Here is an 11,841-nt window from a genome sequence, read left to right as displayed (position 1 = left end):
CAACACACAGCCCGCCCATGCGCCGGCCACAAGGGCAGGCGCCGGGTGTCGAAAGGCTGTGTGGGACTTTCGGCGGCGGTCAGATACGACGGTTGTCTGACAGTGGGACGACGATGGCCCGGCTCAGGTCCGGTAGCCCTCCTCGGCCAGCACCTGCCGCACCACCGGGCGGGCGCGCAGGCGCTGGTAATGGGCCTTCACCTTCGGGGGCATCGGGATGCCGATGCGGTCAGCCCAGAACTCGTTGTAGAACAGCGCCGCATCGGCGATGGAGAAGCGATCCCCCACGGCGAAGCCCTCGGCCGGCAGGCGCCGCTCCACCACATCGAACCCCTGTGTCACGATCTCCCGGCCGTGGGATGTCACGTCGTCTTTCAGACGTCCGCTGTCTTCCGGCGCGACATAGCGCTCGGCCACGAACACGCGTGTGAAGCCCTCGCCGTGCAGCTGGCCGATGGCGAAATTCATCAGCTCTTCGGCCTGAGCGGCCAGCGCCGGGTCCTCCGGCAGCAGCTTGCCGCGCGGATAGGTGCGGGCGAGCCAGAGGGCGATGGACCTGAAGTCGCACAAGGGCTCGCCGCCATCCGGCACCAGGGTCGGGATGGTGCCGCGCGGGTTGATCTTGAGATAGTCGGGACGCAGATGGTCGCCGGCGGGGATGTTGATGATCCACGCCTCGAACGGCAGTTCCAGCGTCTCGAGCAGGATGTGGATGCCCGTGGAGCAGGACCCGGGCGTCATGTAGAATTTCATGGCCATGGCGGAGGCCAAGCAAGAAGCGTGACAGGGCTGGAGCGTCGTATTCTCCTGTCCTGTTTCGCTGCCCCCTTTCGAGGCCGTCATCGCCCGCCGTGTGCGGGCGATCCACGGAACGGCCGGGCCGGCTCTCTCCGCCTCTACTTTTTCACGAACGCCTCCTCGCCCGCTTCGCCCGTCTCCGGAATCGGCTGGCGGAGCAGCGCGAGAATGACGAGCGCGGAAACCGCCGTGACGGCGATGAGCACCAGGCTCAGATGCTGGAAGGCGACGGCATAGCTCTCGCGGAGCTGCGACGCCGTCAGACCCGGCAGAAGCTCGGATGCCCCGTGGACATCGCCCATCGCCAGCCGCTGCGCGGCCGCGCCCGCGGTCCCATTGCCCGGCGGGACCAAGGCGGCCAGCCGGGCTTTCGCGAGCCCCGCCAGAATGGCGTTGACGATGGCCAATGCGATGCCCTCTCCCGCCACCCGTGTGGTGCTGAAGATGCCGGTCGCCATGCCGGCGCGCTCCCTTGGGACTACGCTGACGGACAGCCCATCCATGAGCCCCCAGGGAAAACCGGTTCCAATGCCGATGAGCAGCATGGGGAGGATCACGGCCGTGCCCTTGGCGGCGGGATCGATGCGGCCGAGCCAGAACAGTCCGAGCGCGGCCAAAAGCAGACCCGCGCCGGACAGGACGCCCGCCGGCACCCATCGCACGAGATGGGAGGCCACCAGCGGCACGATCAGCATCGGCGCGGAGAGGGCGATGAGCAGCAGGCCCGCATCGAACGCGGAAAGTCCGCCGACGCCGATGAAGCGCAGGGGCAGCAGGACCAGGAGGACGACGTAGCAATAGCAGGTGGCGATGGGCAGAACCTGCACGCCGACAAAGCGGGGATATCGAAAAAGGGAGAGATCCAGCATCGGCCGCGCCGCTCTCGTCTCCACACGAATGAACGCGGTGAGCATGACCGCCGCCCCGAGCAGCGCGGACAGGACGATCGGGTGGCCCCAGCCCATCTCCGGCGCTTCGATGACGCCATAGGTGAACAGTGTCAGTGTTGCCGTGAAGGTCACGGCCCCCGGCCAGTCAAGGCCAACGGCGTCGGGGTCCCGGCTTTCCCGCATCGTCGGGGCCGTCAGAAGCACGGAGAGCGCGCCGATCAGCGTCCCCGACAGAAAGATGGCCCGCCAGCCGGAGATGCCGATCAGAAAGCCTGCCAGAAGCGGTCCGAAGGCCAGCCCGACACCGAACGTCGTGCCGAGAAAGCTGAACGCCCGCGTCCGCGCGTGCCCCTCGAACTCCTGCGCCAGCGCCGCCATTCCGCCGGCGAGCGCGGCGGCCGCGGCAAAGCCCTGTCCGCCGCGAAGCAGGTCGAGGACGAGGATGGACGGCGCGAGACTCAAACCGAGGGAGAGCACCGCGAAGGCGATGATGCCCATCATGAACAGGCGCCGGCGGCCGAACTGGTCGGCCAGCGCGCCCGCCGCCATGAGGGAACTGCCGAACGTCAGCATGAAGGCGTTGGTGATCCAGTTGAGCGCCGTGGGACTCCCGCCGAGGTCGCCGCCGATCGCCGGGGTGGCCACCGCGCCGCCGGAAAAGCTGAGGGGAAGAACCAGCGCTGCAAGACAGACCGCCATCAGGATCGACGTCTTGTCGGTGGCGGGGGCAGCGAACGTGGCGGACATGCGGGGCTTTCCGTCTCTGATTGGACGCGAGCGATGCGGACGCATCCCGCCGTCCGGCCGGATCTATCGCGGAGTGAAAGCGCGATAAATGGCGCACTGGTCCATTGATTACGGAGGACAATTCCCCAATATGCGGACATGGAGAGTTTGAGCGGCATCGCGGCGTTCGTGCAGGCGGCGGAGCATCAGAGCTTCGTGGCGGCGGCCCGCGTGCTCGGCATATCCGCCTCCGCCGTCGGCAAGAGCATCGCCAAGCTGGAAGACAGCGTTGGCGCGCGGCTCTTCCATCGCACCACACGGCGCATTTCGCTCACCGAGGAAGGCGCGGCCTTCCACGAGCGCTGCCGCCGCATTCTCGACGATCTGCGCGACGCCGAGGCGATGCTGTCGGCTGCGACGCGTGCGCCTCGCGGCCGGCTCCGTGTCGGCGTGCCGACGATCGGCTACCGCTTCCTCCTGCCGGTCATCCCGGAATTCCGGCGGCGCTATCCCGACATCGAGCTGGACATCGACTTCAACGATCGCCTCGTCGATGTGGTGGAGGAGGGACTGGATGCGGTGATCCGCAGCGGTCCGCTGACCGATTCCAGCCTGATGTCGCGCCGGCTCGGCCCGTTCCGCTTCGTGCTGTGCGCATCTCCCGCCTATCTCAAGCGCAACGGCATCCCGCACGCTCCCCCCGATCTGGAAAGGCACGATTGCCTTCGCTTCCGCTTCCCGACCTCGGGCAAGCTGCAGACATGGCCCCTCAGGGACGCGGACGGGGTCGATCCCTTCCGTCGCCCCTCGCCCCTGACCTGCAACAACATGGAGGCCCTGCGCGGGGCGGCGATTGCGGGGCTGGGAATCGCCTGCATGCCGGAATTTCTGGCGCGGGACGCGGCGGCGGACGGCCTGCTGCACACCGTTCTCGGCGACCATCTCGCCGATCCCGGGCAATTCAGCATTCTGTGGCCGTCCAACCGTCTGGTGTCGCCGCGCCTGCGCGTCTTCATCGATTCCATGGTGGAGCGCCTGTTCAGGGATGTGGAACCGCAGACGCCGCGATAGGCCCTCGCGCGCTTCGGCTCCATCCCTCCGGGGCGCCGCCTACTTCTCCACGAACGCCTTCTCGATCACATAATGCCCGGGCTCGGACATGCTGCCCTCGGCGAAGCCCTGCGCGTCGAGCAGGCCGCGGATGTCGGCGATCATGGCGGGGCTGCCGCAGAGCATCACCCGGTCGTGCTCTTTATCGAGCGCGGGCAGGCCGATGTCGGTGAAGAATTTGCCTGATGTCATCAGGTCAGTGAGCCGGCCCTGGTTGCGGAAGGGCTCACGGGTGACGGTGGGATAATAGATCAGCCGCGCGCGCACCTCCTCGCCGAGGAAGGGATCGTTGGGCAGATCCTTCGTCAGGTAGTCGGAATAGGCCAGTTCCGCCACCGTGCGGCAGCCGTGGGCCAGCACCACCTTGTCGAACCGCGCATAGGTGTCGGGGTCGCGGATGATGCTGAGGAAGGGCGCGAGGCCCGTGCCGGTGCCGAGCAGATAGAGCGTGCGGCCGGGCAGGAGATTGTCGTGGATGAGGGTGCCCGTGGGCTTCTTCCCCACCAGGATGCGGTCGCCCACCTTCAGGTGCTGGAGGCGGGAGGTGAGCGGGCCGTTCTGGACCTTGATGGAGAAGAATTCCAGCTCCTCGTCATAGTTGGGCGAGACGATGGAATAGGCGCGCACCAGCGGCCGGCCCTCCACCTCCAGCCCGATCATGGTGAACTGGCCGTTGATGAAGCGCAGCGCCGGGCTGCGGGTGGTGCGGAAGCTGAACAGGGTATCGGTCCAGTGATGGACGCTGAGCACGTCCTGCGTCTCGAAATTGCTCATGGACGATCCGATAGCTAGCGGCCACGCGCACGGCGCCGGACGCGCGCAAGGGCGCGCCCGCGGGGCACGGGGCGAATTGACGATGGACGGATGCAGACATATAACTAACTAGTGAGTTAAGCAAGACGGAGCCCCGCGCCTGAAGGCCCGGCGGCCCCGCGGCATGGGCGGAATGGCAGGGGAGGATCGGCATGGCGATGCGCGTGCTCAGCGCGGACGAGGCAGCGCGGCTGGTGGAGAATGGCGACACCATCCTCATCGGCGGCTCGGGCGGCGGCCATGCGGTGCCGGACACCCTGATCGCCGCCGTAGCCGAGCGCTTCCTGAAGGAGGGCGCGCCGCGCGGCATCACCACCGTGCATCCCGTGGGCCTCGGCGACCGCAAGACCCGCGGCGTCGGCCACCTCGCCCATGACGGCCTCTTGAAGCGCGTCGTCTGCGGCACGCTGGTGGATTCCCCGCCGGTGGAGAAGATGGCGCTGGAAGACCGGGTCGAGGCCTATACCCTGCCCCAGGGCGCGCTTTCGCAGCTTACCCGCGAGATGGCCTCCGGCCGTCCCGGCCTCGTGACCCATGTGGGCCTCAACACCTTCATCGACCCGCGCCTCGGCGGCGGGCGGCAGAGCCCCTCGGCCACCGAAGACCTGGTGGAGGTGGTTCAGCTCGCCGGCCGGGAATGGCTCTTCTACAAGCCCTTCGTGCCCAACATCGCCTTCCTGCGCGGCACCACGGCGGACGAGGACGGCAACATTTCCATGGAGCAGGAGGCCATCTTCGGCGAGATGATCTCCATGGCGCAGGCCACCAAGCGCGCCGGCGGCACCGTTATCGTGCAGGTGAAGCGCCTCGCGCGGCGCGGCACGCTGAACCCGAAGATGGTGAAGATCCCGGGCATCCTGGTGGACGTGGTGGTGGTCGATCCCGCCCAGATGCAGACCTATGTCTCGGACTACAACCCCGCCTATGCCGGCGAGCTGAAGATCCCCCTCTCCGCCATCGCGCCCTTGCCGTTCGATCCGCGCAAGGTCATCGCCCGGCGCGCGGCGCTGGAGCTTTATGCGGGGGCGGTGTGCAATCTCGGCTCCGGCATCTCCACCGGCATCGCCACCGTGGCGGCGGAGGAAGGCTGCCTCGATGCCATCACGCTGACCAACGAGCAGGGCCTCATCGGCGGCGCGCCGGCGAGCGGCAACGAGGTGGGCGCCAGCCGCAACTTCCACGCCATGATCGACCAGCCCTACCAGTTCGATTTCTACGACGGCGGCGGCCTCGACATCGCCTTCCTCTCCTTTGCCGAGGTGGATGCGCAAGGTTCGGTGAACGTCTCGCGCTTCTCGGACCGCATCATCGGCCCCGGCGGCTTCATCAACATCTCGCAGAATGCCAAGAAGGTGGTCTTCTCCGGCACCTTCACCTCGGGCGGGCTCGACATGGCGTGGCCGGACGGCAAGACGGTGATCCGCAAGGAGGGCCGGGATCGCAAGTTTGTCGATCGCCTCCAGCAGCTCACCTACAGCGGCGCCTACGCGGCCGGGATCGGGCAGGAGGCGCTCTATGTCACCGAACGCGCCGTGTTCCGGCGCGGCGCCTCCGGCCGGCTGGAGCTGATCGAGATCGCCCCCGGCATCGATCTGGAGCGCGACGTGCTCGCCCACATGGACTTCCGCCCGGACATCGCCGGGGATTTGCGACCCATGGATGCCGCGCTCTTCCATCCGCAATCGATCGGACTTGAACAGCGGCTCGCCGTGTCGCAACGTTCGCCGCGCGGGCCCGGCGCAAGACTCAGCGCTTGAGCGGGCTCGTTCCTGTCACGCCGCCTGTTCCGGAACCTGCGATGCCCGCATCCCCTCCCGCCCGCAAGGCGGCCCGCGCTTCCACCGCCGCCCCGCAGCGCGAGGCGGCGACGCGGGATGCGGACAAGACGCGGCTGAACATCCTGGAAGCGGCCGAGGCGGAGTTCGCCGCCAAGGGCCTCGCCGGAGCGCGCGTGGACGTGGTGGCCGAGGAGGCCGGCGCCAACAAGCGCATGATCTATTATTATTTCGGCAGCAAGGAAGACCTGTATCTGGCGGTGCTGGAGCGCGTCTACACCGACATGCGCGTCGCCGAGGCCGAGCTGGCGCTGGAGGCCATGGCCCCGCTCGCGGCCATCACCTGCCTCGCCGAATTCAAGTTCGACTATCCCGCCCAGCACCCCCATTTGATCCCGCTCTTGAACAGCGAGAACCTGCTCGGCGGTGAATATCTGCGCCGCTCGCTTCGTTTGCGGGAGATGCAGATTTCCCTCATCGCCCGGCTGGAGGCCATCCTCGCGCGCGGCGCCGACGACGGCACGCTGCGGCCCGGCATCGACCCGCTGCACCTCTACCTCACCATCTCGGCCATCAGCTATTTCTACTTCTCCAACAACCCCACCCTCTCCACCGCCTTCGGCCGCGACCTCGCCACGGCGGACGAGCGCGCCGCCCGACGCCGGCATGTGGTGGATGTGGTGACGCGGTATATCGAGCGGGTATGAGGGGCGCGCGGGCGGCGAGCCCGGTCCCCGGACAGCGTCACCGAAGGTGGAGCGCTGATCCGGCGCGCGAGGGTGGCGCACGCCGTCGCCCTCCGACTTGATCGGAGGGCCCATCCCTCCGCCGGAGCATGTGGCCGAAGAGCAAGGCAAACGGGGCCATGGGTCCTCCGATCAAGTCGGAGGACGACGGCTACGGATTCCTCGCGCAAGCAACGGCGCAGCCGAAGCGCCGATCCTCTCCCGCGGCGCCCATCTCCACATTGACAGCCCCGCCCCATCCATATTAACTAACCAGTTACATAAGCAAGAACACCGGCCGCAATACCAGCGCCTGAAACGCCCGAAACGCCCCGCGTCACCCCAAGGAGCCCTCCATGAAGTATGGGGATTTCCCGAAGATCACGTCCTTCTCCGGCGTCGCCGGCTTTCGCGCGCATCTCGCCGAGCTGGGCGCGGACATGCCCTGCGACGACATCGTCGCCCACGGCCCCGACCAGCCGCTGGCCGCGCCTTTGACCGTGGACGGCATGACCATCGGCAACCGCTTCGCCATCCACCCCATGGAGGGCTGGGACGGCACCCGCGAGGGCGCCCCCACCGAAAACACCGTGCGGCGCTGGCGGCGGTTCGGCGAGAGCGGGGCGAAGCTCATCTATGGCGGCGAGGCGGTGGCCGTGCGCCACGACGGGCGCGCCAACCCGCTCCAGCTGGTGATGACCGAGGCGACGCAATCCGCCATCGCCGGCCTGCGCGAGACCGTCATCGCGGCGCACAAAGAGGCCACCGGCAACGACGACAACCTCGTCATCGGCCTCCAGCTCACCCATTCCGGCCGCTTCTGCAAACCGAACGACAATCGCAAGTTCGAGCAGAAGATCCTCTATCGCCACCCGGTGCTCGACCGAAAATTCGGCATCCCGGAAGAATATCCGGTGCTGTCGGACGACGACATCTGGCGGCTCATCGACGATTACATCCTTGCCGCGAAACGCGCGCAGGCCTGCGGCTTCGATTTCGTGGATCTGAAGCACTGCCACGGCTATCTCGGCCACGAATTCCTCTCCGCCCGCACCCGCCCCGGCGCCTTCGGCGGATCTCTGGAGAACCGCACCCGCTTCCTCAGGGAACTCGCCAGCGGCATCCGCGCCGCCTGCCCCGGGCTGAAATTCGGCGTGCGCATCTCGGCCATTGATCTCATCGCCTACCGGCCCGATCCGGCGGCGAGCGTGCCCGGCATTCTCGGCCCCGGCGTGCCGGAGAATGCGGCCGGCGCCCTGCCCTACGTCTACGGCTTCGGCACGGATGCGGGCGACCCCACGGCCTACGACCTCAACGAGACCTTCGAGGTGTTCGAGGTGCTGCGGGCGCTCGACATCCACCTCGTCAACGTCACGCTGGGCAGCCCCTATTACAATCCCCACGTCACGCGCCCCGCGAGCTATCCGCCCTCCGATGGCTACCAGCCGCCGGAAGACCCGCTGCTGGGCGTGATGCGCCATCTGGAGGTGGTGCGGGCGCTGAAGGCGCGCTTCCCGGACTTCACGCTGGTGGGCTCGGGCTACACCTATCTGCAGGAATTCCTGCCCAACGTGGCGCAGGCGGTGGTGCGGCAGGGCTGGACGGATTTCGTCGGCCTCGGCCGCATGGTGCTCTCCTATCCCGATCTGCCGCTGGACGTGCTCCATGGCCGCGCCTTCCAGAAGAAGAAGGTGTGCCGCACCTTCTCCGACTGCACCTCCGCGCCGCGCAACGGCATCGTCTCCGGCTGCTATCCGCTGGATGCGTTCTACAAGAAGTCCGAAGAATTCAAGCAGCTCGCGGCGGTGAAGAAGGCGGCGAAGACCGCTTAAGTCACTCGGGAGGAAACCATGCCCGAAATCGCACCCGGCGCGCGGATCGCGTTCCTCGGCACCGGCATCATGGGCGGCCACATGGCGCGGCGGCTCGCCGAGGCCGGCTTCCGCGTCGCCGCCTGGAACCGCAGCCGGGCGAAGGCGGAGCCGCTGTTCGCCTGCGGCGCCACCATCGCCGAGACGCCCGCCGTAGCCCTCAAGGGCGCAGCGGCGGCGGTGGTGATGCTCTCCACGGGTGCGGTGATCGACGAGGTCCTGTTCTCCGGCCCCACCCTCGATGCCCTCCCCCCGGGCGCGGCGCTGGTGGTGATGAGTTCCATCCCCGTCGAGACCTGCCGGGCGCAGGCGGAAGCCGCTGCCGCGCGAAACATCCGATACGTGGACGCGCCCGTCTCCGGCGGCGAGGTGGGGGCGCGGGAGGGCACCCTCGCCATCCTCGCGGGGGGCGATGAAGCCACCATCGCGGACCTTGCCCCCCTCTTCGCCCCCATGGGCCGGGCGACACGCATCGGGCCGGTGGGGACGGGCCAGCTCGCCAAGCTCGCCAACCAGATCATCGTCGGCGCGGCCATGGCCGGCGTCGCGGAGGCGTTCGCCTTCGCGGCCAGGGGCGGGGCGGACCTTAAAAACCTGCGCGCGGCGCTGATGGGCGGCTTCGGCGATTCGAAAGTGCTGAACCTCCACGGCGCGCGCATGGCGGCGCGGGATTTCGTGCCCGGCTCCCCGGCGCAGTATCAATTGAAGGACCTGAAGACGGCGCAGGCGCTGGCGGGGGAGATGGGGCTGAGCCTCACCTTGCTCGACACCCTCGCCGGCCTGTTCACGGACATGATGGCCCATGGCGGCACGGACCGCGATGTCTCCGCCATCTTCGAGGAGGTGGAGCGCCGCTCCGCCCGCGCGCACACGGGAGAAAAAGCATGAGCGACACCGACGGCGCCATCCGCGTGGTTCGCGAGGGGCATGTGGCGCGCCTCGTCATCGACCGGCCGCGCAAGCACAATGCCATCACCCCCGCCATGGCCCGCGACCTCGCGGCGGCCTGCGCGGCGCTGGATGCGGACGATCAAGTGCGCGTGGTGCTGCTGACCGGCGGCGGGGAGAAGGCGTTTTCCGCCGGCTCGGACATGAATGCCCTCGGCGAGATTACGGATCTCTGGGCCTTCCGCAACCGCATCGAATATGCCGCCGTGGTGCGCGACATGCGAAAGCCCGTCATCGCCGCGCTGCGCGGCTGGGTGCTGGGCGGGGGGCTGGAGATCGCGCTCGGGGCGGACATCCGCATCGCCGGCACGTCCGCGAAATTCGGCGCGCCGGAGGTGACGCGCGGCTGGGTGGGCGGCGGCGGCGCCTCCCAGATGCTGCCGCGCCTCGTGGGCTACGGGCAGGCCATGCGCCTGCTGCTCTCCGGCGACACCATCGATGCGGCGCGCGCGCTCGCCATCGGCCTCGTGGAGGAGGTGGTGGACGACGACGCCCTCGACGCCCACGCCACCGCGCTGGCCCAGCGCATCGCCAGCTTCAGCCCCCTCGCGACCCAGGCCGTCAAAGCCGCCACCCGCGCCGCCCTCTCCATGCCGCTGGACGCCGGCATCCGCCACGAGAACGAACTGCACGTGATCTGCATGAGCGACCGGGGCCGGCAGGAGGGGATTACCGCGTTTCAGGAGGGGCGGGAGGGGCGGTTTGGGTGAACAACAATGTAGGATGCTTAAATACGGCATCCATCGACCAAGTTACGAATATAGCCTTCAAGGGCCCAGTCTAGATTGGTCATGTCCTCCGCATTATATCGCGAAAAATCGAATTCATTCTTGGGCCAAACGACTACTTCGCCATCGGCGTCTACCATTGGCGGCACTATCCTCAACGTAGCCATAGAGCGCTTCAAGCCGAATATCGGACTCTCTGCCCGAATCTTTGCTGTCGCGCCTCCAAGCTCAAGCATATATGCTTCTGTTGCATCGAAGGGAAAACCCTTAGCCTGACATTCTTGATTGGACATTATCTCGATGGCTTGGCCCATAATCGCTTTGGCATCTGGCAGTCCCGAGGCCCGCAGCGCTGCATCGATCCAATTCCCATCGTTCTGACCATCGCGCCATTGTTCAAGATTGCTGCAAACCACGGTAAAGGCAAAGCCCCTGTCCCTTCTGCGCTTGAATGCAGGGAAACGTTCACTCCATGCGGCCATCGAACTAGGCAACAAGATGCCATCAAAATGTTCATCCGCAAGATTAAGACACAAATGAGATAGAATAGCTGCACATCGATACGCGATAGGCGGCTCAATCACCCTGCTGTAGTGCGAGAATACATGAACAGCTGCGGAATATAAACTTAATTCAGGATCGTAAAAACGCTCAGTAAGATATCTATTTTGCATATTTATCTCAACAAACCTTTCATCAGGCGGTACATTTTCATTTATATATGTAAATATTGAATCATATTCTGACGCTACGGCAATTGTTTCAAGCAAAGCGCCTACGGTTAAAGGTTGGCGAATTAAGTTTGAGCTTGTTTCTCTGTCATTAAATCTGACAAATATTATCGGCCTTTCCATATCTAAATAACCAAATGTATCAATCTCTAATCCGACAGATAGTCCAATCAACCATGGCTTCTGAACACCATGTTTTGGCTGCTCATCATTTACCACCCTATAATACCTTGGCAGTAACAGCCTCCGCTCCTCATCATAAATGGCTATCAATTTTGCAAAATCGACCTCCGACCCATCACGATTCCTCCGGCCCAGAAGCCGATATGCATCATAGACGCGCACCATAAACCCTCTTCCCCAGAGCGTCCCGACAACATCCGCCCAATGAGTGAGTTCATGATCGATCGTGGCGGCAATCTCCAGCGACTTGTTATGGTTTTTAGAACGCGCCGCTTGGGCTAGATCCGCTCTGGAGTAGGCATCAAGCGATACTAACTGCGCCCGAGGTAAAAAATGCGCTACTCTTTTTGTATTTGGGAAGCGACTACAGCGCACAACTTCCGCCGACTCCTTAATTCTGAATGACAATACTCCCTCCACCTATTTCACTACATATTGATCACGCAGACTGCCGCGCCGCAAGGTTGGATCGAATGAATCGATGCTCCGGCTAGTATCATTAACATGTGCGACGGTGAGCCGACCAGACCAACATATCATTTG

Annotated in this window: 10 protein-coding genes; 6 read left to right on the top strand and 4 right to left on the bottom strand. The window is 65.6% G+C overall.

The features are described 5' to 3' along the window. Nucleotides 1-123: 123 nt before the first annotated feature. Nucleotides 124-753: a glutathione S-transferase family protein gene (locus XAN126_RS0102005; protein ID WP_024276931.1), complete on the bottom strand. Its 630-nt coding sequence runs from the start codon at nt 751-753 to the stop codon at nt 124-126. Between the two features lie 143 nt (nt 754-896). Then, a complete protein-coding gene (locus tag XAN126_RS0102000) occupies nt 897-2,387 on the bottom strand; it encodes an MFS transporter (protein WP_348550918.1) in 1,491 nt (496 codons plus the stop codon). 186 nt (nt 2,388-2,573) lie between these two features. Here XAN126_RS0102000 and XAN126_RS0101995 point away from each other — a divergent pair, with 186 nt between their 5' ends. Further along, entirely contained in the window at nt 2,574-3,485 is a 912-nt protein-coding gene (locus XAN126_RS0101995; RefSeq protein ID WP_024276929.1) for a LysR family transcriptional regulator, read from the top strand. 39 nt (nt 3,486-3,524) lie between these two features. Here the strand turns inward: XAN126_RS0101995 and XAN126_RS0101990 are convergent, their stop codons facing one another. Continuing rightward, nucleotides 3,525-4,298, bottom strand: coding sequence for a ferredoxin--NADP reductase (locus XAN126_RS0101990; RefSeq protein ID WP_024276928.1), 774 nt, complete (start codon nt 4,296-4,298; stop codon nt 3,525-3,527). 191 nt (nt 4,299-4,489) lie between these two features. Between XAN126_RS0101990 and XAN126_RS0101985 the strand changes: the two genes are divergently transcribed. The 5 genes from XAN126_RS0101985 (at nt 4,490) to XAN126_RS0101965 (ending at nt 10,366) form a co-directional block, all read left to right on the top strand. Continuing rightward, nucleotides 4,490-6,094, top strand: a complete 1,605-nt coding sequence (locus XAN126_RS0101985; protein WP_245272195.1) for a CoA-transferase — start codon at nt 4,490-4,492, stop codon at nt 6,092-6,094. A gap of 41 nt (nt 6,095-6,135) precedes the next feature. Next, the gene (locus XAN126_RS0101980) at nt 6,136-6,819 is read left to right on the top strand and encodes a TetR/AcrR family transcriptional regulator (RefSeq protein ID WP_024276927.1); all 684 of its coding nucleotides are present in this window, start codon (nt 6,136-6,138) and stop codon (nt 6,817-6,819) included. A gap of 374 nt (nt 6,820-7,193) precedes the next feature. Beyond that, the gene (locus XAN126_RS0101975) at nt 7,194-8,669 is read left to right on the top strand and encodes an NADH:flavin oxidoreductase (RefSeq protein ID WP_024276926.1); all 1,476 of its coding nucleotides are present in this window, start codon (nt 7,194-7,196) and stop codon (nt 8,667-8,669) included. An 18-nt stretch (nt 8,670-8,687) separates the two neighbouring features. Further along, on the top strand, nt 8,688-9,596 hold the full coding sequence (locus XAN126_RS0101970; RefSeq protein ID WP_029876597.1) for an NAD(P)-dependent oxidoreductase: 909 nt from the start codon (nt 8,688-8,690) through the stop codon (nt 9,594-9,596). After that, a complete protein-coding gene (locus tag XAN126_RS0101965; RefSeq protein ID WP_024276924.1) occupies nt 9,593-10,366 on the top strand; it encodes an enoyl-CoA hydratase/isomerase family protein in 774 nt (257 codons plus the stop codon). The genes XAN126_RS0101970 and XAN126_RS0101965 overlap by 4 nt, the downstream gene beginning before the upstream one ends. A gap of 17 nt (nt 10,367-10,383) precedes the next feature. Here XAN126_RS0101965 and XAN126_RS28075 read toward each other — a convergent pair whose 3' ends face one another. Further along, the gene (locus XAN126_RS28075) at nt 10,384-11,706 is read right to left on the bottom strand and encodes a hypothetical protein (protein ID WP_155982189.1); all 1,323 of its coding nucleotides are present in this window, start codon (nt 11,704-11,706) and stop codon (nt 10,384-10,386) included. Nucleotides 11,707-11,841: the final 135 nt, after the last annotated feature.

The organism is Xanthobacter sp. 126 (assembly GCF_000526175.1).
Classification (GTDB): domain Bacteria; phylum Pseudomonadota; class Alphaproteobacteria; order Rhizobiales; family Xanthobacteraceae; genus Xanthobacter; species Xanthobacter aminoxidans.
This window is presented reverse-complemented; position numbering and strand designations above follow the sequence as displayed.